The organism is Mycobacterium marseillense, from assembly GCF_010731675.1.
GTDB classification, from domain to species: Bacteria; Actinomycetota; Actinomycetes; order Mycobacteriales; family Mycobacteriaceae; genus Mycobacterium; species Mycobacterium marseillense.
Window position 1 is genome coordinate 3,228,131 of record NZ_AP022584.1, and the last position, 25,221, is coordinate 3,253,351.

The 25,221-nt window shown below is 69.6% G+C and carries 23 protein-coding genes and 1 pseudogene; 14 read left to right on the forward strand and 10 right to left on the reverse strand.

Going from position 1 to position 25,221, the window contains the following annotated elements; genetic code table 11:
* Window positions 1–14 precede the first annotated feature (14 nt).
* On the forward strand, window positions 15–1,220 hold the full coding sequence (moeA, locus tag G6N26_RS14830; RefSeq protein WP_083019468.1) for a molybdopterin molybdotransferase MoeA: 1,206 nt from the start codon (window positions 15–17) through the stop codon (window positions 1,218–1,220).
* 20 nt (window positions 1,221–1,240) lie between these two features.
* On the opposite strand, the gene G6N26_RS14835 is transcribed toward moeA, so the two are convergent.
* Window positions 1,241–2,455: an MFS transporter gene (locus G6N26_RS14835; protein ID WP_083019502.1), complete on the reverse strand. Its 1,215-nt coding sequence runs from the start codon at window positions 2,453–2,455 to the stop codon at window positions 1,241–1,243.
* Window positions 2,456–2,520: 65 nt separating this feature from the next.
* On the opposite strand from G6N26_RS14835, the gene G6N26_RS14840 reads away from it, so the two are divergent.
* From G6N26_RS14840 to G6N26_RS14850, 3 genes are read left to right on the forward strand one after another with little or no spacing between them, the layout of a single operon-like run.
* Window positions 2,521–3,243: a phosphatidylserine decarboxylase gene (locus tag G6N26_RS14840; protein WP_179960213.1), complete on the forward strand. Its 723-nt coding sequence runs from the start codon at window positions 2,521–2,523 to the stop codon at window positions 3,241–3,243.
* Window positions 3,240–4,100: a CDP-diacylglycerol--serine O-phosphatidyltransferase gene (pssA, locus tag G6N26_RS14845; RefSeq protein ID WP_083019470.1), complete on the forward strand. Its 861-nt coding sequence runs from the start codon at window positions 3,240–3,242 to the stop codon at window positions 4,098–4,100. Before G6N26_RS14840 ends, pssA begins: the two co-directional genes overlap by 4 nt.
* Window positions 4,097–6,259 (forward strand): AAA family ATPase, encoded by a 2,163-nt coding sequence (locus G6N26_RS14850; RefSeq protein WP_083019472.1) that lies wholly within the window; start codon window positions 4,097–4,099, stop codon window positions 6,257–6,259. The genes pssA and G6N26_RS14850 overlap by 4 nt, the downstream gene beginning before the upstream one ends.
* Here G6N26_RS14850 and G6N26_RS14855 read toward each other — a convergent pair.
* Window positions 6,233–6,829, reverse strand: coding sequence for a TetR/AcrR family transcriptional regulator (locus G6N26_RS14855; RefSeq protein WP_083019474.1), 597 nt, complete (start codon window positions 6,827–6,829; stop codon window positions 6,233–6,235). The genes G6N26_RS14850 and G6N26_RS14855 overlap by 27 nt on opposite strands.
* 21 nt (window positions 6,830–6,850) lie before the next feature.
* Here G6N26_RS14855 and G6N26_RS14860 point away from each other — a divergent pair, with 21 nt between their 5' ends.
* The 5 genes from G6N26_RS14860 (at window position 6,851) to G6N26_RS14880 (ending at window position 12,203) form a co-directional block, all read left to right on the forward strand.
* Window positions 6,851–7,669, forward strand: coding sequence for a DUF2867 domain-containing protein (locus tag G6N26_RS14860; RefSeq protein WP_083019476.1), 819 nt, complete (start codon window positions 6,851–6,853; stop codon window positions 7,667–7,669).
* A 109-nt stretch (window positions 7,670–7,778) separates the two neighbouring features.
* Window positions 7,779–9,215 (forward strand): long-chain-fatty-acid--protein ligase, encoded by a 1,437-nt coding sequence (locus G6N26_RS14865; RefSeq protein ID WP_067167467.1) that lies wholly within the window; start codon window positions 7,779–7,781, stop codon window positions 9,213–9,215.
* Window positions 9,212–10,669, forward strand: a complete 1,458-nt coding sequence (locus G6N26_RS14870) for an acyl-CoA reductase (RefSeq protein ID WP_082991314.1) — start codon at window positions 9,212–9,214, stop codon at window positions 10,667–10,669. Before G6N26_RS14865 ends, G6N26_RS14870 begins: the two co-directional genes overlap by 4 nt.
* Window positions 10,666–11,586 (forward strand): SDR family NAD(P)-dependent oxidoreductase, encoded by a 921-nt coding sequence (locus G6N26_RS14875; protein ID WP_083019504.1) that lies wholly within the window; start codon window positions 10,666–10,668, stop codon window positions 11,584–11,586. Before G6N26_RS14870 ends, G6N26_RS14875 begins: the two co-directional genes overlap by 4 nt.
* Window positions 11,583–12,203 (forward strand): TetR/AcrR family transcriptional regulator, encoded by a 621-nt coding sequence (locus tag G6N26_RS14880; protein WP_067167465.1) that lies wholly within the window; start codon window positions 11,583–11,585, stop codon window positions 12,201–12,203. Before G6N26_RS14875 ends, G6N26_RS14880 begins: the two co-directional genes overlap by 4 nt.
* Window positions 12,204–12,212: 9 nt before the next feature.
* Here G6N26_RS14880 and G6N26_RS14885 read toward each other — a convergent pair whose 3' ends face one another.
* From G6N26_RS14885 to G6N26_RS14915, 7 genes are all read right to left on the reverse strand, one after another.
* The gene (locus G6N26_RS14885) at window positions 12,213–13,031 is read right to left on the reverse strand and encodes an enoyl-CoA hydratase-related protein (protein WP_067167462.1); all 819 of its coding nucleotides are present in this window, start codon (window positions 13,029–13,031) and stop codon (window positions 12,213–12,215) included.
* Window positions 13,028–14,050: a TIGR03617 family F420-dependent LLM class oxidoreductase gene (locus G6N26_RS14890; protein WP_083019478.1), complete on the reverse strand. Its 1,023-nt coding sequence runs from the start codon at window positions 14,048–14,050 to the stop codon at window positions 13,028–13,030. Before G6N26_RS14890 ends, G6N26_RS14885 begins: the two co-directional genes overlap by 4 nt.
* Window positions 14,051–14,072: 22 nt before the next feature.
* Window positions 14,073–14,711, reverse strand: a complete 639-nt coding sequence (locus G6N26_RS14895; protein WP_067167457.1) for an LON peptidase substrate-binding domain-containing protein — start codon at window positions 14,709–14,711, stop codon at window positions 14,073–14,075.
* Window positions 14,711–15,841, reverse strand: a complete 1,131-nt coding sequence (locus G6N26_RS14900; protein WP_067167455.1) for a glutamate--cysteine ligase — start codon at window positions 15,839–15,841, stop codon at window positions 14,711–14,713. The genes G6N26_RS14895 and G6N26_RS14900 overlap by 1 nt, the downstream gene beginning before the upstream one ends.
* Window positions 15,831–16,514, reverse strand: coding sequence for a superoxide dismutase[Cu-Zn] (gene sodC, locus G6N26_RS14905; protein WP_067167452.1), 684 nt, complete (start codon window positions 16,512–16,514; stop codon window positions 15,831–15,833). The genes G6N26_RS14900 and sodC overlap by 11 nt, the downstream gene beginning before the upstream one ends.
* A 77-nt stretch (window positions 16,515–16,591) precedes the next feature.
* On the reverse strand, window positions 16,592–17,065 hold the full coding sequence (locus G6N26_RS14910) for a LytR C-terminal domain-containing protein (protein WP_083019480.1): 474 nt from the start codon (window positions 17,063–17,065) through the stop codon (window positions 16,592–16,594).
* A 19-nt stretch (window positions 17,066–17,084) separates the two neighbouring features.
* Complete coding sequence (locus G6N26_RS14915) at window positions 17,085–17,393, reverse strand: DUF3263 domain-containing protein (protein ID WP_067167448.1); 309 nt, start codon at window positions 17,391–17,393, stop codon at window positions 17,085–17,087.
* Window positions 17,394–17,596: 203 nt separating this feature from the next.
* Here G6N26_RS14915 and G6N26_RS14920 point away from each other — a divergent pair, with 203 nt between their 5' ends.
* From G6N26_RS14920 to G6N26_RS14940, 5 genes are all read left to right on the forward strand, one after another.
* Window positions 17,597–18,190: a peptide deformylase gene (locus G6N26_RS14920; protein WP_067167445.1), complete on the forward strand. Its 594-nt coding sequence runs from the start codon at window positions 17,597–17,599 to the stop codon at window positions 18,188–18,190.
* Entirely contained in the window at window positions 18,190–19,071 is an 882-nt protein-coding gene (locus G6N26_RS14925; protein ID WP_083019482.1) for an N-acetylglutamate synthase, CG3035 family, read from the forward strand. Before G6N26_RS14920 ends, G6N26_RS14925 begins: the two co-directional genes overlap by 1 nt.
* A gap of 160 nt (window positions 19,072–19,231) precedes the next feature.
* Window positions 19,232–20,038 (forward strand): exodeoxyribonuclease III, encoded by an 807-nt coding sequence (locus tag G6N26_RS14930; protein ID WP_067167489.1) that lies wholly within the window; start codon window positions 19,232–19,234, stop codon window positions 20,036–20,038.
* Window positions 20,039–20,165: 127 nt separating this feature from the next.
* Window positions 20,166–20,639 carry a hypothetical protein gene (locus G6N26_RS14935; protein WP_067167441.1) on the forward strand — a complete coding sequence of 158 codons (474 nt, stop codon included), beginning with the start codon at window positions 20,166–20,168 and terminating at the stop codon, window positions 20,637–20,639.
* A gap of 63 nt (window positions 20,640–20,702) precedes the next feature.
* Window positions 20,703–25,106 carry a cation-translocating P-type ATPase gene (locus G6N26_RS14940; RefSeq protein ID WP_232067460.1) on the forward strand — a complete coding sequence of 1,468 codons (4,404 nt, stop codon included), beginning with the start codon at window positions 20,703–20,705 and terminating at the stop codon, window positions 25,104–25,106.
* On the opposite strand, the pseudogene G6N26_RS26570 reads toward G6N26_RS14940, so the two are convergent.
* Window positions 25,087–25,164 (reverse strand): annotated as a pseudogene (locus tag G6N26_RS26570) (hypothetical protein); the annotation flags it as partial. The gene G6N26_RS14940 and the pseudogene G6N26_RS26570 sit on opposite strands and share 20 nt — an antisense overlap.
* Window positions 25,165–25,221: the final 57 nt, after the last annotated feature.

The following is a 25,221-nucleotide window of genomic DNA, read 5'->3' on the forward strand; positions in this document are numbered from 1 at the left end:
GGATAATGGCCCCGATGCGATCAGTCGCGGAACATCAGCGCGTTGTCACCGATTTGATTCGTTCGCGGCCGCCGGTCTCGGTCGCGCTGCACGACGCCCAGGGCCTGGTCCTGGCCGAGGACGTGGTCGCCGAACTGGCGCTGCCGGTCTTCGACAACTCCGCGATGGACGGGTACGCGGTGCGCGCCGAGGACACGTCGTCCGCGACGCCGGAACACCCGGTGGTATTGCCGGTCGCCGAGGACATTCCGGCCGGGCGCATCGACGAGCTGACGCTGCAACCCGGTACGGCGCACCGGATCATGACGGGGGCTCCGCTGCCCGCGGGTGCGACGGCGATCGTTCCGGTCGAGGCCACCGACGGCGGGGTGGACGTCGTGTCGATCCGCGAGCCCCGCGAGGCCGGCAAGCACATCCGGCGGGCGGGTGAGGACGTCGCCCCGGGCACCACCGTGTTGCGCCGTGGCCAGGTCGTGTCACCGGCGGTGCTCGGCTTGGCCGCCGCGCTGGGGATCGCGGAGTTGCCGGTGATCCCACGCCAGCGGGTGCTGGTGATCTCGACCGGATCGGAGCTGGTGACGCCGGGCACCGCGCTGCAGCCCGGGCAGATCTACGAGTCCAACTCGATCATGCTGGCGGGGGCGGTCCGGGATGCGGGCGCCGAGCTGGTCGCCGTAGCGACCGCCGAAGACGATGTGGCCCAATTCAGTTCGATCATCGACCGGTATGCGGGCGATTCCGATTTGATCATCACCAGCGGCGGTGTCAGCGCCGGCGCCTACGAGGTGGTCAAGGACGCCTTCGGACGCGAGGGCGACCAGGGCGTGGAATTCGTCAAGGTGGCCATGCAGCCCGGAATGCCGCAGGGCGTCGGCCGGGTGGCCGGCGCGACGATCGTCACGCTGCCCGGCAACCCGGTCAGCGCGCTGGTGTCCTTCGAGGTGTTCATCCGGCCCGCGCTGCGCACTGCCATGGGCCTGCCGGACCCGGAACGCCCGCACCGGTCCGCCGTCCTGGCCGAGTCGCTGACCTCGCCGCGGGGTAAGCGGCAGTTCCGGCGCGCGGTGCTCAGCGACGACGCGAGCTCGGTCACCAGCTACGGCCCACCGGCGTCGCATCACCTGCGCTGGCTGGCGTCGGCGAACGGGCTGCTCGACATCCCCGAAGACGTCGTCGACGTGCCCGAGGGAACGCAGCTGCAGGTCTGGGATCTGCGCTAGCGGGCAATCGGGCTCAGCACTCAGGCCGCGGGTGTCGCCACGTCCCGGTGGAATTCGTCGGCCTTGTCGAAGGCCGGGGTGTAGCGGATCGCGATGCCGACGATCGACATCATCACCGGGATGGTGACCAGGGCCGCCGACAACCCCACCCACCCGGACAGGTGACCGATCAGCGGCGGGCCGAGCAGGTAGCCCAGCCAACCGGTCGCCGCCACGATGGCGATCGCCGATCCCGCTTCGCTCGCGCCGTAGGCCGCGCTGAACGCGGTGGGCACCAGCAGCGCCGCACCGATGCCCAACGCGGCGAAACCGAGCACGCTGAGGCTTACGTTGGCGGTCGCCAGGGCCACGCTCATGCCCACGACGGCCACCAGCGCCAAAGCCGGGAGCAGCCGGCGACTGGGGAGCCGCGCGTGCAGCCGGGGCGCGCCGAACCGGGTGATCACCATCGTCAGCGTGTAGGCCGCGTAGCTCAACGCCGAGACGCTCGGGCCCGCGCCGACGACGTTGCGCAGGTAGTTGGCCGACCAGTCGGTGGCCGCCCCCTCGCACAGAAACGACGCGAAGGAGACCGCGGCCAGGATCGCCACCGTCGGCGTCATCCAGGCCCGCCTGCCCTGGGCCGGTCCCGACGACGCGTCGGAGTCATCGGCCGCATCGGGGATCAGGCGACGGGTCAGCGCTACGACCACCACCAGCACGACCGCCCCGAGGACCGTCAGTTGCGCGGTCAGACCAATGCCCGCGCCGACGCACCCCGCGCCGATGACGGCGCCGACCAGCGTCCCAACGCTCCACATGCCGTGAAACCTCGCCATGATCGGCGCCCGGGCGGCCCGCTCGACCGTCGCGGCCTGGGTGTTCATCGCGACGTCCAGCGCGCCCTGGAACGTCCCCCACAACGCCAGCGCGCCGAACAGTGCGGGCCCGGATCTGGCCAGGCCGACCGTCGTCCCCGCGGCCGCATAGCCGGCGACCATGACCGGGATCAGCCGGTGGCTGCCCCACCGGCGCAGCGCCCAGTGGCTGAGGAGCGTGGCCACCACCGATCCCAGCGGCGCGCCGAACAGCGCCGTGCCCAGCGCCGCGTCGGAGAGGCCCAGCTCGGCCTTGACCCGCGGAATGTGGGCGGCCCACGACGAAAACACCAGACCGTGGGCGACGAATGCGGCAGTGACACCGCGTTTCGCCTGACGCACCGGTGTCGCCCGCCGATCAGCACTGTGCGGTTGCATGTCGATGGTCAACGTTCCCTCTGCGGGCGTCCACGAATCAACCGCGGGCTCCGTAAGATGGCCGCGTGGCACGACGCCCTCGCACTATTGGCCCCACGGCTTCGGACCCGGGCTTCAGCCCCCAACACGCGCTGGGGCTGGTGCGCTCCGCCATCCCGCCGGTGCACCCGGCCGGGCGCCCGTTCATCGGCGCCGGGCTGGCGCTGGCCCTGGCGGGCCGCCGGCACCGCTGGGTGCGACGGGCGGGCCTGCTGGTGGCCGGGGCCTGCGCGGGGTTCTTTCGGCATCCGCCCCGGGTGCCACCAACCCGGCCCGGGGCCATCGTCGCCCCCGCCGACGGAGAGATCTGCGTGATCGACTTCGCCACGCCGCCCGCCGAACTCGGCATGGGCGACGCGGCGCTACCGCGCGTCAGCATCTTCCTGTCTCTGCTGGACGCCCACGTGCAGCGCGCACCGGTCAGCGGCGAGGTGGTCGCCATGCAGCACCGGCCGGGCCGCTTCGGGTCGGCCGACCTGGCCGCCGCGAGCACCGAAAACGAACGCACCAGCTTGCACATCCGCACCCCGAGCGGGGCCGACGTGGTCGCGGTCCAGGTCGCCGGGCTGCTGGCCCGGCGCATCATCTGCGACGCGCACGTCGGGGACAAGTTGTCGATCGGTGACACCTACGGGCTGATCCGGTTCGGCTCCCGGCTCGATACCTACCTGCCGCCCGGCTGCGAACCGCTGGTGAAAGTCGGCCAGCGCGCGATCGCCGGCGAGACCGTCCTGGCCGAGCTGCCATGATCAGCAAGCCGCGCGGACGGGCGGTCAATCTGCAGATCCTGCCCAGCGCGATGACGGTGCTCTCGGTGTGCGCGGGATTGACCTCGATCCGCTTCGCCCTCGAACACCAGCCCAAGGCCGCGATGGCGCTGATCGCGGCGGCGGCTATCCTCGACGGCCTGGACGGGCGGGTCGCGCGCATTCTGGACGCCCAGTCGCGAATGGGCGAGGAGATCGACTCGCTGGCCGACGCGGTGAACTTCGGCGTGACCCCGGCGATCGTGCTCTACGTGACGCTGCTGACCAGCTCGCCGGCCGGCTGGGTGGTGATTCTGCTCTACGCCGTCTGCGTCGTGTTGCGGCTGGCCCGGTTCAACGCGTTGCAGGACGACGGCAGCCAGCCCGCCTACACCCACGAATTCTTCGTCGGCATGCCCGCCCCGGCCGGCGCGATCTCGATGATCGGTTTGATCGGGCTCAAGCTGCAGTTCGGTGACGGCTGGTGGACCTCGCCGCTGTTCCTGTGCATCTGGATCACCGGAACGTCGATCCTGATGGTCAGCAAGATCCCGATGCGCAAGATGCACGCGGTCGCGGTGCCGCCGAGTTGGGCCGCCCCGCTGCTGGCGATCCTGGCGATCTGCGCGGCGGCGGCGGTGCTGGCGCCCTACGTGTTGATCTGGGTGATCATCATCGCCTACCTATGCCACGTGCCGTTCGCGATCCGCAACCAGCGCTGGCTGGCCGCCCACCCCGAGGCCTGGGACGACGAACCCAAGCAGCGCCGCGCCACGCGCCGCGCGATCCGCCGGGCGCAGCCCAACCGCCGGTCGGTCGCGCGGCTGGGTCTTCGGAAGCCGGGCAGGCGCGTGCCGTGAGTGACGGCTCGAGCCGCCAGCTCACCTTGACGGCTCGGCTGAACACCTCGGCCGTCGACTCCCGCCGCGGTGTCATCCGATTGCATCCGAGTGCCGTTGCCGCACTGGGGATTCGGGAGTGGGACGCGGTGTCGCTGATCGGGTCGCGGACGACGGCGGCAGTGGCGGGCCTGGCCGGACCGGGCACGCCGGTCGGCACCGTGCTGCTCGACGACGTGACGCTGTCGAACGCGGGACTGCGCGAGGGGTCCGCGGTGGTCGTCGGCGCGGTCACCGTCTACGGCGCGCGATCGGTGGCGCTGTCCGGCTCGGCGTTGGCCACCCAGTCGATCACGCCGGTCACGTTGCGCCAGGCCCTGCTCGGCAAGGTGGTCATGGTGGGCGACGCCGTGTCGCTGCTGCCCCGCGACCTGGGGCCGGGCACGTCAACGTCGGCAGCCACCCGCGCGCTGGCCACCGCGGTCGGCATCAGCTGGACCTCGGAGCTGCTGACGGTCACGGGGGTCGATCCCGAGGGCCCGGTCAGCGTGCAGCCCAACTCGTTGGTCACCTGGGGCACCGGCGGTATCGCGTCGGCGTCGCGGGTATCGGTCGAAGTCGCCCGGCCGGAGATGGTCGTCGAGGAGCTCAAAGGCACCCAGCCGCAGGCCGCCAAGCTCGTCGAATGGCTCAAGCTCGCGCTCGACGAACCGCACCTGCTCAAGACTTTGGGCGCCGGCACCAACCTTGGCGTGCTGGTGTCGGGCCCGGCCGGGGTGGGCAAGGTGACGCTGGTCCGCGCGGTCTGCGGCGATCGCCGGCTGGTCACGCTGGACGGCCCGGAGGTCGGGGCGCTGGCCGCCGAGGACCGGCTCAAGGCGGTGGCCTCGGCGGTGCAGACGGTGCGCGACGGCGGCGGCGTGCTGCTGATCACCGACGTCGACGCCCTGCTGCCGGCCACCGCCGACCCGGTGGCCTCCTTGATTCTGGGTGAGCTGCGCACCGCGGTCGCCAGCGAGGGCGTCGCGCTGATCGCCACTTCCGCGCGACCCGACCAGCTCGATGCCCGGCTGCGGGCGCCCGATCTGTGTGACCGCGAGCTGGGCCTGCCGCTGCCCGACGCCGCGACCCGCAAAGCGCTGCTGGAGTCACTGCTCAGAAACGTCCCCGCCGGCGGCCTTGATCTCGATGAGATCGCCTCGCGCACACCCGGTTTCGTCGTCGCCGACCTGGCGGCGCTGGTGCGGGAGGCGGCGCTTCGGGCGGCGTCGCGGGCCAGCGCCGACGGCCGGCCCCCCGAACTGACCCAGGAGGACCTGGCCGGCGCGCTGACCGTCATCAGGCCGCTGTCCCGCTCGGCCAGCGAGGAAGTGAGCGTCGGCGACATCACGCTCGAGGACGTCGGCGACATGGCCGAGGCCCGCCAAGCGCTGACCGAGGCCGTGTTGTGGCCGCTGCAGCACCCCGACACCTTCGCCCGGCTGGGCGTCGACCCGCCGCGCGGGGTGCTGCTCTACGGCCCGCCCGGCTGCGGCAAGACCTTCGTCGTGCGCGCGCTGGCCAGCACCGGGCAGCTGTCGGTACACGCCGTCAAGGGCTCCGAGCTGATGGACAAGTGGGTGGGAAGTTCGGAAAAGGCTGTGCGCGAACTGTTTCGGCGCGCCCGGGACTCGGCGCCCTCGCTGGTCTTTCTCGACGAGGTGGACGCGCTGGCGCCGCGGCGCGGGCAGAGCTTCGATTCGGGCGTCACCGATCGGGTGGTGGCAGCGCTGCTGACCGAACTCGACGGCGTGGATCCGCTGCGCGACGTCGTCGTTCTGGGCGCCACCAACCGGCCGGATCTCATCGACCCCGCGCTGCTTCGTCCCGGCCGGCTGGAGCGACTGGTCTTCGTCGAACCTCCCGATGCCGCCGCGCGCCGCGACATCCTGCGCACCGCAGGCAAATCGGTGCCGCTGAGCGCCGACGTCGACCTCGACGAGGTGGCGGCCGGACTCGACGGCTACAGCGCCGCCGATTGTGTGGCGCTGCTGCGCGAAGCCGCATTGACGGCCATGCGCCGATCCCTCGATGCCACCGATGTGACGGCCGCCGACCTCGCGGCGGCCCGCGAAACCGTCCGTCCCTCCTTGGATCCCGCGCAGGTCGAGTCCCTACGGGCTTTCGCCAAAGCTGTTTAGCACGGCCAACGCCGCGCCGGCCACGTCCTTTTCCAGCCATGACGGCATCGGGTCGTCGTGGGCGTGGCGCCGCACCACCGCGTAGGGCAGGTCCGCGACCGCCCGCGCGACGGCATCGATGGAGCGCGGCCTGGCGTTCCCGTACAGTTGCCGGGCCAACACCGCGATCCGCTCGGTCAGCGGGGCATTCATCGCGGTGAGCGTCCGCCGGAATGCCGCGTCGGGCTCGTCGTCGAGCAGGTCGCCCGGGCGGATCGTCAACAGCAGCCGCGCGTCCTCGGGCAGGGCGCGCGCGAAACCCACGGCCGCCACGGCCATCGCCACGGCCGTATCCGCCGCGGTATCCCCATTCGCGGCCAGCGCCCGCGCCTGGAAGCGTTCCAACGCGCGCAGCCACGCCGCCGTCAGGATGCCGTCGCGGTTGCCGAAGCGGTGATACAGCGTGCCCGCCGGTGCGCCACTGGTTTTCGCGATGGCGGCCACGCTCGCCGCGCGCGGCCCGCCGTCGAGGACCAGCGCCCGGGCGGCGTCAAGGATCACATCGGTTTCATGCTTCCGCGGAGGGGCCATGATCTAGTACAGTCCTTCTATATGGAACGATTACCCTATATTGATGAGCATGCCATAACCATCGAGGCAAACCGCGCAGACACGTGGTCGGCGCTGCTGCGGGTGATGTGCCGCGACCCGCACGACGCGACGACGGCGCCGGTCGGCTTCGTCCTGGACGAAGCGCGTGCGCCGGTGCGATTCGCGCTGAAGGGCCGCCACTGGTTCGCGATCTACCAGTGGGTGTTCGAGCTGGACGAACTCGACGGCGCCCACACCCGGCTGCGCGCGGCCACCTGGGCGGCCTTCCCGGGGATCCACGGGAAGGCGTATCGGACACTCGTCATCGGCACCGGCGCACACCGCGTCGTCGTGCGATCAACGCTGAAACGCGTTGCGTCCTCGGCGCTTTCCGGGCCGGCGCGGAGCGGCGATGCGGCCGATTACGTGGACGTCTTCGAAGTGCCGATCGCCGTCGGCGACGCGCGCACCGCGGAACAAACCTTTCGTGACGCGCTGGGCGACACGCCGGGGGCCCTCGGGAAGCTCGTCTTCTGGGTCCACCGCCACGTGCTGAGGCTGCGCCTGGGCCCGGCCCGCTCGCCGCAACACCTGATCGGCTGGACGGTCGTGCGATCGGATCCCGACGAGCTGATGCTGGCGACGTGCGGGCCGCTCATGCGCGGCGAGCTGACGCTGCGACGCCAGGACGATCAACGCGCCGTCCTGACCACCCGCCTGCACTACCGCCAGAAACGCGCCGCCCGGACGATCTGGGCGCTGGTGGGCCCCCTGCACCGGATCCTGGCCCCGCGGCTGATGCAACGCGGCGCTGCCCGCGGCCTTGTCCCCGCGAGATAAACGAGTCGCGCCAGCTCCATTTTTTGCAGTTGACTGCAATATTGCGTGTCACTGCATTCACGGGCTATGGTGACCCTCGAGCGATGCCGCAACGAATCGAGGGACGCCGATGACAATCACGCGCCACGCGGCGCGGCCGCTGAACGAGTTCATGAACGACCCGATCAGCTTCTTCGGCCAGTCGTATACGCGGATGCACAGCATCGAACGTCCGGAACTCGAAGAGCTGCAGCGTCAAGCCATGCGCGTCCGCTTCGCCGAGCACTATCGGAGCATCGAGATCCTGCGCAAGCTGGCCGACCGGCTGGGCATTAGCGCGCTCGATGACTTCGATGACATTGTGCCCCTGATGTTCTCGCATACGGCGTTCAAGTCGTACCCGGCGGCGCTGATCGACAAGAAGCGCTTCGACCTGTTGACCCGGTGGCTGGACAAGCTGACCAGCTACGACTTGTCGGGCGTAGACACCGCGGGGTGCGCCGGCATCGACGACTGGATCGACCGCCTCGACGAACAAACCCCGCTCGAGGTCATCACCTCCAGCGGCACCACGGGAACCATTTCGATCCTGCCCAAGGACAAGCAGGGCGCCGAAGAGGGCATGGTGCTGTGGAAGATCTGTCTGTTTCAGACATTTGGCCAAGAACCCACCGAGGCGGAGCTCAATCCGTCGGTCGATGTCGTGTGGCCCAACTTCGCCAGCGGCAAGCTCGGCCATCTGCGCATCGCCAACATGATCAAGCGCGGCTTCACCGGCGGCGACGAAACCAGATTTCACGCCCTGTATCCGGGCGCGATCGACACCGACCTGATGTTTCTGGCCTCCAAGATGCGCGCGGCCGCCTCCCGCGGTGAACTCGACCGACTTGAAATCGACCCCGCACTGGCCGCGCGCAAGGATGAGTTCATCGCCATGCAGGCACGCCAGGCGGCCGACATGGAAGCGTTCTTCACCCGGCTCAGCGACCAGTTGCGCGGGAAGCGCGTCTTCATGCTGGGCACCTACCACCTGATGTATGACATCGCCAAGGCCGGCCTGCAGCGCGGAGTACGAAACGTGTTCGCCCCCGACTCGGCGATCCTCACCGGCGGCGGCATGAAAGGCATTGCGCTGCCTGACGATTTCATGGACGTGATCAAGGAGTTCCTCGGCGTCGACCGCATCCAGGTCGGTTACGGCTTCTCCGAATCGAGCACCTTTCACTGGGGTTGCAGCCAGGGTCGCTACCACGTGGCGCCGTGGGTCATCCCGTTCGTGCTCGATCCCGACACCAGCGAGCCGCTCCCCCGCACCGGCGTCCAGACCGGCCGCGCTGCCGTCTACGACATCCTGCTGCGCGCCCACTGGGGTGGCGTCATCTCCGGTGACGAAGTCACCATCAACTGGGATCTGCGGTGCCCGTGCGGGCAGACCAGCGTCGCCTTCGAACCCGACATCATCCGCTACAGCGAGAAGCAGGGCGTTGACGACGACCGGATCACCTGCGCCGCAACGCAAGAGGTGCACGACGAGGCGGTCAACTTCATGAAGGGCATCGAGCTGTGATCGCCTACACCGTCCCGCTGTTCTTGCGGGGCCAGGTCATCGTCGATGATCTCGTGCCCTTCGAGACCCGCATCGGCGCCTCGCAATTCCAGGCGCCGGACATGAGCAAGTACGTCGAACACCTGCCGCTGAAGAATCCGGGGCAGATGAGCGACCTCTACGCGCTGAGCTTCGACGAGATCCTCGACGTGCTGGCCGCCCTCGGCGACGCTTTGGACTTCGAGACGAACTCCCACCTGCAGGAAGCCTACGAAGCCTCGTTGCTCGCCAACGTGCTGCCGGCGGAGATGCTCAAGAACAGCTATCGGGTGCTGCCGCCGCTGTTTTCCCGCGAGAACGTCACCGAAATCGCCGATACTCAGGTCGGCCTGGATTACCTCAACGGGTGGGTGCCGCACACCTTGCGCGACGGCCGTGAATTGCGCGTGCGGGCCTTTGGATCCCGCGTGCTGCACATCCCGGCGGGCAATGGCGGCCTGGTCTCGGCGGTGACGATCCTGCGGTCCGTGATCACCCGGTCCGACGTCATCGTCAAGGTCCCGTCCAACGATCCCCTCACCGCGATCGCCATCGCCCGCACGCTTGCCGACATTGCACCCGATCACCCGATCACCAAGCACCTGGCCGTCGGGTATTGGAAGGGCGGCGACCTGGCGGTCGAGGAAGCCCTCTACCAACCGCACCACATCGAAAAGATCGTGGCCTGGGGAGGATTGGCCTCGGTCAAACACGTGACCCGCTACATTCAGCCCGGCTTGGAGCTGATCGCCCTGGACCCCAAGCGCAGCGCCACCATCATCGGCGCGGAGGCATTCGCGGACGAAGCGACGCTCAGCGAAGTGGCCCGCCGCGCCGCGATCGACATCGGTGTGGCCAATCAGGAAGGGTGCGCGAACGCACGCGTCATCTATGCGCTCACCGGAACCGACGCGGCGGGCCTTGCCGACGCCAACCGCCTGGGCGAACTGATCTACTCCGAACTCGTTCGTCTACCCGCGGTGGTCAGCACCCCGCCGCGCTATCCCAGCCGGGAGCTCTTCGACCACGTCGAGTCCTCGCGGATGGCCGAGGACTTCTATCGCGTCGTCGGTGGCGAGCGTCGCGAGGGGGCCATCGTCATCTCGCAGATCGATGAGCCCGTGGACTATTCGCCAATGTTGTCCGGTCGTGTCGCCAACATCGTGCCGGTCGATAGCATCGACAAGGTGACCGCCGCCGTGAACGCCTACACGCAGACCATCGGCGTCTACCCCGAATCGCTCAAGCGCCGGCTGCGCGACACCCTGCCGTTGTTCGGCGCCCAGCGCCTGACCAGCTTGGGGTATGCGTGCAGTGTCGCGATCGCCATGCCCCAGGACGCCATCGAGCCGATCCGACGGATGTGCAAATGGATCGTCGACGAGGAGTGCGACCCCGCCGTCGTCCTCCCCCTGTGGCAAGCGGCGACGGCATGACCGAACATCCGACCGCATACGACGTGGTCGACGGAATCGACCTGTCCGGCAAGACATGTGTGATCACCGGAGCGTCGTCGGGCCTGGGCCGCGAGTCGGCCCGGGCGCTGGCCGGCACCGGCGCGCACGTCATCATGGCGGCCCGCGACCGCGAAGCGCTGGCGGAGACGGCTGCGTGGATCGCGGCCGGGGTGCCCCGAGCCCGGATATCGACGGTGCAGCTCGACCTTGCCGCACTGTCCAGCGTCCGCGCGGCGGCGGCCACGATCGGTGACCTCGCGCCGGTCATCGACGTGTTGATGAACAACGCCGGCGTCATGTTCACCCCGCCGGGCAGGACACAGGATGGCTTCGAACTGCAAATCGGGACAAACCATTTCGGCCATTTCGAGCTGACCCGTCTCCTCGTGCCCCGGCTCGCCGCCGCCGGCGGCGCCAGAGTGGTGATCCTCTCGTCCGGCGGGCACGTCATGGCCGACATCGACTTCGACGACCTCAACTGGGAGCGTCGCGAATACGACAAGTTCGCCGCCTACGGCGCAGCCAAGACGGCCAATATCCTGCACGCGTTGGAAGCCGACCGGCGCCTGCGGGACGCGGGGATCCGGGCCTACGCCGTACATCCCGGCACCGTGGCCACGTCGCTCGCACGGTACATGTCCCGGTCGGATTTCTCGCAGCTGCGCCAGCTTGTCGCCGGCAACGCCGGCGAGCCCTCCGACGGCTTCCTCGACTTCGTCATGCCCGAACAAGGCGCGGCTACCCAGGTGTGGGCCGCGGTGAGCCCCGAGTTGTCCGACCGGGGCGGTCTCTACCTGGAGGCGTGCGGGATCGGCGAGGCCGCGCCCCACGCCCGCGACGCCCGGCGCGCTGCCGAATTGTGGGAACTCTCCGAGAAGCTCTGCGCCACACCATGAGCAGGCTCGAGCGCCGCAAACGCGAGGTGCGGGAAAAAATTCTCACCGCCGCCTTCGACCTGTTTTTGGACCGCGGCGTCGCGGTCACCACCATCGAGGAGATCTGCGAACAAGCCGACGTTGCCAACCGAACGTTTTTCAATCACTTCGCCACCCGGCAGGAGATGATCCGCGCGCTCGCCGAACAGCGGCTGGTCAACCTGCACGACGTCGTGTTCGATCGCGCCGACGAAGCGATCCCGGCGCGCCTGGTCGGTGTGTTCGACGACATCGCCGCCACACTGGCCGGGTCGGGCGACACCTACCGCGAGATGATCGGGGAAATGCTGGCCACCACCGGCTATGGCATCCAGCGCGGATCCAACCTGCACGACACCTTTGTCGAGTTGGTCAAGGAGGGCGTCGCGCGGGGTGAGGTCGGCGCGCGCCACGACGCACAAACGTTGGCCGACATCATGGTTGGCGCGCTGTCCGGGGGCATCCTCAACTGGACCCTGGATCGGTCCTATTCGCTGGAGACCAACCTGCACAACCTCGGCGTCGCACTCGCCGAACTGCTCACTTCCGGCGCCGGCCCGCCACGCCGGCGCACACGCCGGGCAGATTCCGGCGGCTAGTCGCCGCGCTCACGGTTCGGGAAGCGGCGCCCACTCCCGCGACAGCCGCGCGGTGAAATTCGGCGGGCGGCGGTCCAGGAAGGCGGCGACGCCCTCGCCGGCGTCGGCCCCGCCCATCACCCGTTCGTGCAGCTGGGTTTCCAGCGCGGCGACCTGCCGCGGTGTGTAGCGATTGATCGCGCTGTCCCAGAGCAGGCGCTTACACAGCGCGGCCGACATCGGGGCCACGTTGACCGCGATGTCGCGGGCCACGGTCAGCGCGTGCTCGAGGACCTGCTCGGCGGGCAGCGCCCGATTCGCGATACCGAGCGTCACGGCCTCCGCGCCGCCGAACGTGCGCCCGGTGAGCAGGATGTCCGCGGCCACCCCCAGGGTGGTCAACTGGGTCAGCGTCCAGTGCGCCATGCAGTCGGGGATCACTCCCCGGCGAACCTGCACCACACCGTATTTGGCGTCCTCGGCGACGATGCGGATGTCCGCCTGCAACGCGATCGTGAGGCCGATTCCGATGGCGTGGCCGTTGAGCGCCGCGATCACCGGCTTGCGCAATTCGAAGGCGGCCGGGGTGATCGGTGACGCCGAGAACGTGCCGTCATCGGCGGGCGCATCGAACGGGCTTGCGCCGCCGGAGAAGTCGGCGCCGGCGCAAAAGGTGCGTCCCGCCCCGGTCACCACGATGGCCCGCACGCCGTCGTCCTCGTCGCACTCGCGGTAGGCCCGGCTCAGCAGCGCCCCCATCTCGGCGGTGTAGGCGTTCAGGTGCTCGGGCCGGTTGAGCGTGAGAACCGCGACGCCCGAATCGACTTCGACCCTGAGATCATCGCTCATGGCAGGGCCGGCGCTCGGTGCAGGGCGCCGATCAGGTCGGCGACGTCGGCGTCGCGCGGCGTGTAGCCGGGGAAGTAGCAGCACACCTCCCCGGCGTGCTCGCCGAACCGGGCGGCGATCTGCTGCGCGCATTCCTCGGGCGTTCCGACGATCCCGATCCGGGCCACCATTTCGTCGCTGATCAGCCGGCGCATCTCGGAGAAGCGCCCCTGCTTGGACAGGGTGTTGAGTTCGGGCTGGACGTCTGCCCAGCCCTCGACCTGCAGCACGGGCAGGTAGGCCGGCGTCGAGCCGTAAAACGCGATGAGCGAAGCCACCCCGTTGACCGCGGCCGCCAGATCCGCCTCGTCCCGGCCGACCGCGACCATGGCCTGGGCGATGATGGTGAACTCACCGAACGCCCGGCCCGAACGACGCAGCCCCTCACCGATCGCGGGTACGGTGCGTTCGGCGAAATGGCGGGCGCTGTTGAACGGCATCACCAACAAACCGTCGGCGACCTCGGCGGCGGTGCGCGTCATCACCGGGCCGAGCGCGCCCAGCAGCACCGGCGGCGGCCCGAACGGGTTCGGGCCGGGGTTGAAGTTCGGCGCCATCACGGTGTGCGTGTAGAACTCGCCGCGAAAGTCCAAGCGTCCCTGGCCCTCCCACGCGGCGAAGATGGCCTTGATCGCCGCGATGGCCTCGGCCATGCGGGCGGCGGGCTTGTCCCACTTACTGCCATAACGCTTTTCGATGTGCACCTTGATCTGTGAGCCGAGGCCGAGGCGGAACCGGCCGCCGCTGTAGAGCTGCAGGTCGTAGGCGGAGTGCGCCAGGTGTAACGGGCTGCGCGGCGGCGCGATCGCCACGTTCGTCATGAGGTCCAGGCCGGTCGTGCCGGCGGCGAGGAGCAGCGGGAAGAACACATCGTGCTGGCCTTCGAACGTGAACAGGCCGTCCGCGCCCCTCGCGGCGATCTCGGCGGCGCTCGCCGTCGCCCCCGCCGGAGAGCCGTCCACCTGGAGGTGAACCTTCATCGTAAGCTCCTGTCGCGCAGTGTTATTCGGAGAGCTGAAACTCGACCACCTCGGCGACCGCGTTCACGGCTTCGCTTAGCGCGGCGAGGCGCTCGGCGGCCGTCGGGGCCGCCAGCACCGTGTAGCGGTCGGCCGTGCCGATCGGGATGCGCGAGGCCAACGCGAACAGGCGCTCCCCCGCTGGGCCCTGCGAGTCGTGGCCCAACAGGACCTCGCGGCCGGGCAGGGTGATCCCGCGCGCCTGCGCGATCCGCTCGAACAGGGCCACCGCGCGGTCTTCGACGTCGAGCAGCTGGGCCGGCGAAACCTCGGGGCCCGGCTCGTCGGGCCATAGCGTGATCCGCGCCCGCGGATAGGGATCGTCGGGCAGCCATTCGCACACCCGGATGCGTTCCCCGGTCCGGCAGTGCAGCGCGTACCGGCCCGCACCCTGGTCGGCGCATTCGGTGATCCGCGACAACACCCCGACGTCGCAACGCGAATCACCGCCGCCCACCTCGCGCCCCTGCGAGATCAGCACCACCCCGAACGGATCGCCCGTGTCCACGCAGTGCCGCACCAGCGCGCCGTAACGGGGCTCGAAGATGCGCAGCGGCAGGTCCTGGTCGGGCAGCAACGCCGACTCGAGCGGAAACATCGCCAGCTCAAGGGATTCCATCATCAGATTTCCAGCTCGGAGACCAGCGCGTCGACGACCGCGCGCAGGTCGCCGTCGTGTTCCTCGGCCACTCGGCGCTGGCGCTGGTAAGACGCGCCCTGCCTGGGTATCTCGGCCACCGCGGCCAGCTCGTCGACGCAGTTCAACTTCTTGGCGACCGGCTCCAGCCGGTTGAGCACCTCATCGAGGTCCTCGGTGACCAAACGCTCGTTGCTGTCGGCGTCCAGGATGATCACCGCGTCCAGGCCGTAGCGCGCCGCGCGCCACTTGTTCTCCTGGTTGTGCCACGGCGGCATGCTGGGCAACGACTCGTCAGCTTCCAGCCTGCGGTCCAAATCGACCACCAGGCAATGGGTGAGCGCGACCAGCGCGCCCAATTCCCGCAGGTTGGACACGCCGTCGCAGATCCGCATCTCGATCGTGCCCAGGTGCGGGGAAGGCCTGATGTCCCAGCGGACTTCGTCGACGTGATCGATGATGCCGGTCTTCTTCTGGTCGTAGACGAATCCCTCGAACTCCGACCAGGTCTGGAACTGGAACGGCAGTCCGGCGGTGGGCAGCTGCTGAAACATCATCGCCCGGTTGCTGGCGTACCCGGTGTCCACGCCGGTCCACCACGGTGAGGATGCCGAAAGCGCCAACAGGTGCGGGTAGTAGTTCAGCAGCGACGTCATGATCGGCATCACCTTGTTCGGCGACGAGATCCCGACGTGCACGTGCACACCCCAGATCAGCATCTGCCGTCCCCACCACTGGGTGCGCTTGATCAGCTCGGCGTAGCGCGCGCCGGAGGTGAGCTTCTGGCTGGTCCACTGCGCGAACGGATGTGCGCCCGCGCAGAAGAGCTCCATGCCCCGATCCCGCACGATGCGGCGCGCGGGTCCCAGGGTCTGCCGCAGGTCCTCCATCGCCTCGCCCGCGGATTGGCAGATGCCGGTGACCACTTCGACGGTGTTGCGCAGCAATTCCTTGTGCACGCGCGGGTTTTCGCCGATCTCGGCGATCACCGCGGTGGCTTCGTTGCTCAGATCGCGGGTCTGCGCGTCGACGAGCGCGAACTCCCACTCCACCCCGATGGTCGGCCGTGACGAACGGGCGAAATCGATGCGCGCGTCACGCCTTTTAGCCGGCACCGATGACACCGCACGCCACCCGCTTGCCGGCGTCACCGGTGGTCATCGTCATCTCGTCGGGGCCCGGCGTTCCGTTGGTCTGGTTGTAGCGCTCGGCGGGGATGTTGGCGAAGTTGTCCGCGCCGGCGTGAATGATGATCGCGGTCTTCTGCCCGGTGAGCAGGTCCTCCATGGCGAAGGCGTCCGTGGTGGTCACCAACGTCCCGGAACCGTCCTTGCGCACCTGCAGGGAGGTCAGGTCTCCGCTGGCGGGCTCGCCGGCGTGGCCGGACACCTGGAAGTGGCCGCCCGCGGACAGGAAGTCCCCGGGCGCACCGCCGTTCGGGGCGACCGAGTTGGGTTCACACTTGCCCACCTTGTGGATGTGGACGCCGTGAAAACCGGGCGCGAGTACGCCGTTGGCGGTCGTCTCGATGGTGACCGTCGCGTAGCCGTTGTTGAATTCGAACTTCGCGACCGCGACCTGGGTGCCGTCCGGTGCCTTCAGGTGCGTGGTGACGGTCGGCACTTCCGCTGGCCCGGCCTCCGCGCCTTTGGCGCCCTGCGGCGACGGCGATCCCGTCCAGACCGCGGGCGTGGTGCCCGGGACGGACGACGCGTACTGCGGCGTCGAGCAGGCGCCCAGCAGCGCGACGCAACCGGCCAGAACCAGTGAGGGGGGCAGCTTACGCATAGCCAGCAGCCTAGCCCGGCGACGATGCGAGCCGGAACGGCTCGCGGAGGAGTCGGGCGATCGAATCCGGCGCTGATCTAGCCCGCGACGAGGACGATGACGCCCGGCGGCTCGCCGCTCAGCGCGGGAATGCGCGGTTCGACGGGGGCGCCCAGCTTTTTGCCGATCGCGTCGGCGGTGGCGTGCTCGTCGTCGGCATCGGTGTAGTAGACCGTGGTGGCCGAGACGTCGGGCACGGTCATGTTGTCGACCTTGGTGACCTTGAAGCCGGCGGACGTCAGCTGGTCTCCGGTGCGCGCGGCGACACCCTCTTTGGTGGAGATGTTGTACACCTGCACCTCGGCCTGGGTGGTCGCCGGCTTGTTGCTCGTCGACGTGGCCGACGCGGTGGCGGTCGCGCTGGATACCGGCGACGCCGAATCGTCGTCAGAGTTCCCGGAGGTGCCGAGCGCCTGCCAACCGAGCAGCAGGAAAATGACGCCGAGGAACAACAGCACCATCACCATGGCCCGCAGGGGCAGCCCAGTGGAGTCGGGAACTCGTTCTTTCATCGAGCCCTACTGTAACGAGTCAGGTCACCTCGAAGCCGAGACGCCGCGCCGCACGTGCCTTCTGCCTGCTCGCGCGCAACCGGCGCAGCCGTTTCACCAGCATCGGGTCGGCCGCCAGCGCCTCAGGCCGGTCAACGAGCGCGTTGAGCACCTGGTAGTACCGCGTCGCCGACATCGAGAACAACTCTTTGATGGCGTCTTCCTTCACACCGGCGAACTTCCACCACTGGCGTTCGAAGGCCAGGATGTCGTGCTCGCGGCGGGTAAGTCCATCTGCGACGTCAGAATCGTCCCCCGATCGATTTGCCCGCGCCATGGCGCTGTCCATATCGCTTCCCCTGGACCCTTCCGGCGAATTCCGAACTGCTCGAATGACTTGACTTAGCTAAGGGCGTGTTTCGGCGAATATTGAAACACGCCCCAAACCCTCAAGCCGTCATCCAGACCCGCGAGTCGGCCGATTGGCCTAATTGCCCACCCCCGAAGATCGGCGGCTGAGCAGCCCACGGGCGTGCGGTAGCTTAGCCGACCATGGCAGTCGTTCCGATCCGCATTGTGGGAGATCCCGTCCTGCATACCCCGACGAAACCGGTGCCCGTCGCTGCCGACGGTTCGCTGCCCGCGGAGCTGCCCGCGTTGATCGCCGACCTCTACGACACCATGGACGCCGCGCACGGGGTCGGGCTGGCGGCCAACCAGATCGGGGTCGGCTTGCGGGTCTTCGTCTACGACTGTGCTGACGAACGCGGGCGCACCGAGCGCCGGCGCGGCGTCGTCGTCAATCCGGTCCTGGAAACCTCCGAGATACCCGAGACGATGCCCGATCCCGACAACGACGACGAGGGCTGCCTGTCGGTCCCCGGCGAGTCCTTTCCCACCGGCCGGGCCAAGTGGGCCCGGGTCACCGGGCTCGACGCCGACGGCAACCCGGTCACCCTCGAGGGCAACGACCTGTTCGCCCGGATGCTGCAACACGAGACGGGGCACCTGGACGGCTTCCTGTATCTGGATCGCCTCGTCGGCCGGCACGCCCGCAGCGCGAAACGGGCGGTCAAGTCCAACAACTGGGGCGTTCCCGGCCTCTCGTGGCTGCCCGGCGAGGGACCGGACCCGTTCGGCCACTGATGATCTCGTGGCCGGCCCTGGGGACGCGGGTGATGGTTCGATACCGGCTCGCCGAGGGATCGGTACCGCCGTTGACCGACGCGGTGGGACACCTGCTCGCGGTCGACCCGGTGGTGCGGGTGCAGACGAAATCGGGTGCGGTCGTCGACTGCCGGCCCGCCGACGTGGTGATGCTGCGGGTGCTGACGTTCGCGCCGTTGCGCACCTCGGACATCCGGGCGCTCGAGCACGCGGCGGCCATGGCCTGGCCCGGCGTCGAACACACCTGGCTGGAGGGCTGGCTGCTGCGGGCCGGCCACGGGTCGGAACTTCCCCCCAATTCGGCGGTGCCGCTGGATCTTTCGGCCCGGCTCAGCACCGTACCCGCGATCGCGGACTGGTATGGGCGCCGCGGCCTGACCCCGCGACTGGCCATACCCGACCGGTTGTTGTCGGTGCCGACCGGCTCGACCGGTGAGCACCCCGAGAGTGTCCTGGTGCGCGACGTGTCCGAGATGGCGGCGCGCGAACCCAACCCGTCCGTGCGCCTGTCGGCGCAGCCCGACGATGCCTGGCTGTCGATATTCGGGCCCGACGTCGACGTCGACGTGCTCACCGCGGTCAGCGACGGCGAGCTCATGTTCGGGACGGATGGCGCGGCGGTCGCGCGTGCCGCGGTGACCGAGGCACCCGACGGCCCGCGCTGGGTCGGGCTGTCAGCGATACGGGGCGACGACGACCGGGCCACAACGGCCTTGTGCGAGGCGCTGTTGGCGTGGGGCGCGGGTCGCGGTGCCACGCGCGGCTACGTCGCCGTCCCCGATACCGAGGCCGACACCGGGTGGCTGGACTTCCGGCTGCATCACCACCGCCGCTACTTCCCGGTCCGACAGGGCGCCTGAGATACCGTCTGATCCCATGCCCGATGGCACGTTCAGTGATGGCGGCGACCCGCTGCGCCCGGCTTCACCGCGCTTGCGATCGCCGCGCAGCGATGGCGGCGACCCGCTGCGCCCGGCTTCACCGCGCTTGCGATCGCCGCGCAGCGATGGCGGCGACCCGCTGCGGATTGCCACCTGGAACGTCAATTCGATCCGCTCCCGCCTGCCCCGCGTCGTCGACTGGCTGGCCCGCGCCGACGTCGACGTGCTGGCCATGCAGGAGACCAAATGTTCCGACAGCCAATTCCCGACGCTGCCGTTCTTCGAACTCGGCTACGAGGTCGCCCATGTCGGTTTCAACCAGTGGAACGGCGTGGCGATCGCCTCGCGCGTCGGCCTCGACGACGTGCAGATCGGATTCGACGGCCAGCCGACCTGGAGCGGCAAGCCGGAGGTCGCCGCCGCCGCCGAGGCCCGCGCCCTGGCCGCCACCTGCGGCGGCGTCCGGTTGTGGAGCCTTTACGTTCCCAACGGCCGGGCACTAGGCGACCCGCACTATGCCTACAAGCTCGATTGGCTTGCTGCCCTGCGTGATTCGGCAGAGGGATGGCTACGCGACGATCCCGGCGCCGCGATCGCGCTGGCCGGTGACTGGAATATCGCGCCGCAGGACGACGACGTGTGGAGCATGGAGTTCTTCGCCGGCGCCACACACGTCTCCGCACCGGAGCGCCGCGCGTTCAACGCGATCGTCGAGGCGCAATTCACCGACGTGGTGCGGCCTTTCGCGCCGGGGCCCGGCGTCTACACCTACTGGGACTACACCCGGCTGCGGTTCCCGAAGCGGCAGGGCATGCGCATTGACTTCATCCTGGGCTCACCGGCATTGGCGAGCCGGGTGACCGACGCGCAGATCGACCGCGAGGAACGCAAAGGCAAATCCGCGAGTGATCACGCGCCCGTTCTCATCGATGTACGCGTCGACTGACGCTGCGACCCGGCGTAGGCTAACTGGCAGCGCAATTCCGTAGATCCCCTCAACTGTGCGATCCACGGTATACATGAAAACAGCGAACGCGAATTGCATGAATACGAAATTGGGCCAGGGAGTCAACATGGGTGTCGTCGACGGAGCGGTTCGCAGCGTAGGGCGAACACTGAATCGTGCGGCATCGGTCACCACCTCCACCGCCGGCGCGGTCGGCGGCGCGGCGGTGAACGGTGTCGTCGGCGGCATCAAGGGCGCCGCGGACGGCATTCAGCAGGGCATCAGCAAGGGCAGCAAATCGACGACGGCCGCCGCGGTGGGCCTGGGGGCGCTCGGCGCCATCGGCCTGATCGAGTGGCCGGTGCTGCTGGCGGTCGGCGGCGGGGCGCTGGTGTTGCAGCGGATCGCCCGCCAACAGAAGGAGTCGGCCCCGCCGCCCCGGGCAAAGCTGACGACGGTGCCGACCAAGCCCGAACCCGAGCCCCAACCGCGCAAATCGCCGCCCCAAAAGGCCCCCACCAAACGGGCGGCCGCCAGTAAACCGGCCAAGAAGGCCACCGGCCGTCGCGCCGGCAGCGCCGCGCTGCGCAGCACCAACTGACACGGAATCCTTACTGAACTCTTGAGTATCACAACGTCTCTGCGACGGTCGCTGCCGTCGCGAATGATTTTTGCGGGCCTACAGGCGACAACCGATCTGGCGCGAGCGAGTATCGAAACCAGTATCGACATCGCGACCATCCCCTTGCGCGAGGGCGCCAAGGCGCTGTCCGGCGAACTCACCCGGGCCACGCTGCGCCGGCATTGTTGGCGTGGCAACAGCCGCGCGTGGATCGAGGTGCGCGGGCTGGCCGACGCGGCCGACGGCCCACTCGGCCCGACCGTGCTCGAGGCCATCCTGGCCCATCCCGGCGTGGCGTCAGCAAAGTTGAATTACCCCCTGTCCCGGGTGGTCGTGGACCTCGACGATCCAAACACCTCGCTGAGCGACCTGTGCGGCGTCGTCGAGGAATCCGAAAACCGTTGCGCGCCTTCACAAGGTGCCGACCGGCCGGCGACGGCGTCGGCGAGCCTGCCGGGCGACGGCCTGGTGCTGGCGACCAGGGCGGTCACCGTGGCCGCCAACGCGGCCGGGCTGGGCGTGGCACTGTTCGGCCGGGCGACGCGGCTGCCCCGACTGCCGGTCACCATCGCCGCGAGCATCACGTTCTTCGACTACCAGCCCTGGCTGCGCCGCCGGCTCGAGGACCGGATCGGGGGCCCCGCCACCGACACCGTGATGACGCTGGTCCAGGCGACCAGCCAAACGCTTTCTCAGTCGCCGACGTCGCTGTCGCTGGGGCTGACGATGCAGTCGCTGAAGGTCGCCGAGTGCCGCGCCGAGGCGCGCGCGTGGGAAGAGCACGAACCCGAGCTCGCGCGGCACGCCGACCAACCGCTGACCTACCGCTCGCCGCGACCGCAGCCGTCGCGGGGCATGGAGCGGGCTCCCGGTCGCTTCGCGCTCCTCCAGGCGCTCAGCGCCGGAGCTATCGGCGCCGGCACCCGCAACCTGAACATGGCCGCCACCGCGGTGCAGGTAACCACCCCCAAGGCCAACCGGACCACCCCCGAGGCGTTCGCCGCAACGCTGGGTCGCGGCCTGGCCGAGCGACACTCAGTGCTCCCGTTGCGGCCGGAAAGCCTGCGGCGGCTGAACAAGATCGACACGATCCTCATCGACCCCCGCGTGTTGTGTACCGACACGTTGCGGGTGGCCCGCATCCGCGGCGCGAGCGACAGCGAGCTGGCCGCGGCGTGGAGCCGCGCCCAGCTCATGCTGGACAACACTGGTCTGCGCCCCGGCTGGCGCAAGGTTTCGGGCGGCCGGTCCGATGCGCAGGTCGAGGCGCTCTTCCTGCCCGCCCACGACCCGCTCGCCTCGGCGGTGGTCGGCGAGGCCAACCGCGCCGGGGCGCAACTGCTGACGGTCGACCACGAGTCCCTCGACGAGTTGCGACCGGCGTTCGACGAGGTCCGGCCGCTGAAGAGCGGGACCGACAAAGCAGTCGACGACGCACTCGCCGCCGCGGTGGACGACCTGCAGGAGGCCGGTCGCACGGTGGCCGTGTTGTCATCAACTGCCGCACAAGCCATTTCGTCGGCGCACCTCGCGCTGGGCGTGTTGCCCGCGAGCGGTCGCGCCGCCCCGCTGTGGAACGCCGATCTGCTGTTGCCGGACCTGGCGGCCGTCTGGCGGGTGCTGCACGCGCTGCCCGCGGCCGCCGCCGCGACCCAGCGCGGCATCGGGATTTCAGCCGGCGCCACCGCGATGGGGTCGCTGTTCATGATCCCGGGCGTGCGAGGCAACCTCGGATCCGAAACGGTGAACGTCGGCGCGGCGGCCGGTCTGCTCTCGGGCTATCTGCTCGCCCGCGGGATCCTCAATGCGGACACCCCGCGCCCGACCGCCACGCACGAATGGCACGCGATGCCGGTCGAGCAGGTCCGTAAGGCGTTGCCGGAGCAGGATTCCCCGGCGCCCGCCCCGACGGAGCGAGACACCCCCGCGGCCCTGCGCGTGGCGGAGACGCCCGCGCAAGCGGTCTGGCAGCTCGCCAAGGCCGTGCGCGCCGAATTGTCCGACCCGCTGACCCCGGTGATGGCGCTCGGCTCGGCGGCCAGCGCCGTGCTCGGTTCGCCCGTCGATGCGATGTTGGTCGGCACCGTGCTGACCGGGAACTCTATCCTGGCCGCGGCGCAGCGGCTGCGCGCCGAGAAGCGGTTGAATTATCTCCTGGCCCAACAGGTTCCGCCCGCCCGCAAGGTCGTCATCGGCGCGGACGGTGAGCGGACGTACGCGCTCGTCGACGCCGCGCAACTGCGGCCGGGCGACGTCATCGAGGTGCGCACCCACGAGGTCGTGCCCGCCGACGCCCGCGTCGTCGAAGAGGTCGACGTCGAGGTCGACGAGTCGACGCTCACCGGCGAATCGCTGTCGGTGGAGAAGCAGGTCGAGGCGACGCCGGGGGCGCCGCTCGCCGAGCGCCGCTGCATGGTGTTCGCCGGGACCACCGTGGTAGCCGGCACCGCGGTGGCGCTGGTGACCGCGGTCGGGCCCGACACCCAGCAGCGTCGCGCCGCCGACCTCATCTCGGGCGAGCTGTCCTCCGACATCGGCCTGCAGCACCAGCTCGGCCAGCTGACCACCAAGGCGCTTCCGGTGAGCATCACCGGCGGTGCGCTGGTCGGCGCGCTCGGGCTGTTGCGCCGCCTCCCCCTGCAGCAGGCGGTGGGCAGCGCCATCGCCATCGCGGTCGCCGCCGTTCCCGAGGGAATGCCGCTGGTGGCCACGCTGGCCCAGGCGTCGTCGGCGCGACGGCTGACGAAGTTCGGTGCGCTGGTGCGGGTTCCGCGCTCGGTGGAGGCGCTCGGCCGCATCGAGGTGGTGTGCTTCGACAAGACCGGGACGCTCAGCGAAAACCGTCTCCGGGTCTCGCAGGTCCACCCGGCGGCCGGGCACTCGCGCGAGGAGGTGCTGCGCTGCGCCGTGCACGCCGCGCCCATGACGAACGGCGGCACCCAGGTGCACGCCACCGATGTCGCCATCGTCGAGGCCGGTGCGGAGGCCGCGTCCGCCGACGGCGCGGCAACCACACCGCGGACCGCGCACCTGCCGTTCCGCTCCGGTCGGTCGTTCTCCGCCTCGGTGACCGGCGCCGAGCTGACCGTCAAGGGCGCGCCCGAGGTGGTCTTGGCCGCCAGCGGGGACACCGGGGCGATGGAGGGCACGGTCGCCGAACTCGCCGCCGGCGGGCTGCGTGTCATCGCGGTGGCGCGCCGCGAGCTGACCGCGCAACAGGCTCGGGCGATCGCGGACAATCCCGATGACATCGCCGAGTACTGCACCAGCGGGCTGACGCTCACCGGATTTCTCGGCCTGTCCGACACCCCACGCGCGACGGCCAAGCAATTGCTCGGCGACCTCGACGGCCTCGGCGTCGGCGTCAAGCTGATCACCGGTGACCACCCGATCACCGCCAAGGCCATCGCCGCCGAACTCGGGCTCAGCGTGACCGCCGATCAGGTCATCAGCGGCGCCGAATGGGAGGCCTTGTCACGCAAGGACCAGGAGCGCGTCGCGGCGGAGCGGGTGATCTTCGCCCGCATGACGCCGGAGAACAAGGTCCAGGTCGTCCAGGCGCTCGAGAACGCGGACGTGCGGACCGCGATGGTCGGCGACGGCGCCAACGACGCCGCCGCCATCCGGTCCGCCACGGTCGGCATCGGCGTCGTCGCCCACGGCAGCGATCCCGCCCACCTGGTGGCCGACGTGGTGCTGGTCGACGGCCGCATCGAGGCGCTGATGGAGGCCATCCGGGAAGGACACCAGCTGTGGCGGCGGGTGCAGTCGGCGGTGTCGGTGCTGCTCGGCGGCAACGCCGGCGAGGTGATCTTCGCGATCATCGGCAGCGCCATCACGGGGACGTCGCCCCTGAACACGCGCCAGCTGCTGCTGGTCAACACGATGACCGACGCGCTGCCGGCCGCCGCACTCGCGGTGAGCAAGCCCAGCGGCCCGATCGACCCGCGGTTGCGCGGCGCGGATCAGGCCGCGTTGTGGCAGGCGGTGACCATCCGGGGCGTCACCACGGCGGCGGCGACGACGGCGGCGTGGGCGATGGCGGGCCTCAGCGGCCCGCTGAGTAGTCCGCAACGCGCCTCGACCGTCGCGCTGGTCGCGCTGGTGGGGACCGAACTGGGCCAGACGCTGGTGGAGTCTCAGGCCCCGCTGGTGGTGCTCACCGCGTTGGGTTCGCTCGGCCTGGTCGGGGTGCTGATCAGCACCCCGGGCGTCAGCCAGCTGCTCGGCTGTACGCCGCTCGGACCGTTCGGCTGGGCCCAGGGCCTGGGCGCCGCCGCGGCGGCGACGGTCGCAACCGGCGTGCTGTCGCGTGTGCTGACGGGTCCGGACAAATCAGATCCCGAGCCTCCGTCGGATCTCGCCGAGCCTCCCGCTGCGGGTTCCGAATCTCGACCACCCCGACGCGCCACAACAGCGCATAGAGTTCCAGTAACGGCACCCTGAGCACCGAAGCAATCGACGAAACTAGCGGATCGCCCCCGGTGTCGGTCATCGTCGACATAGGTCCGACGTTGTACGCGTGACCCAGCGAGGCGGGAAACCCTTCGTTACCGAAAGG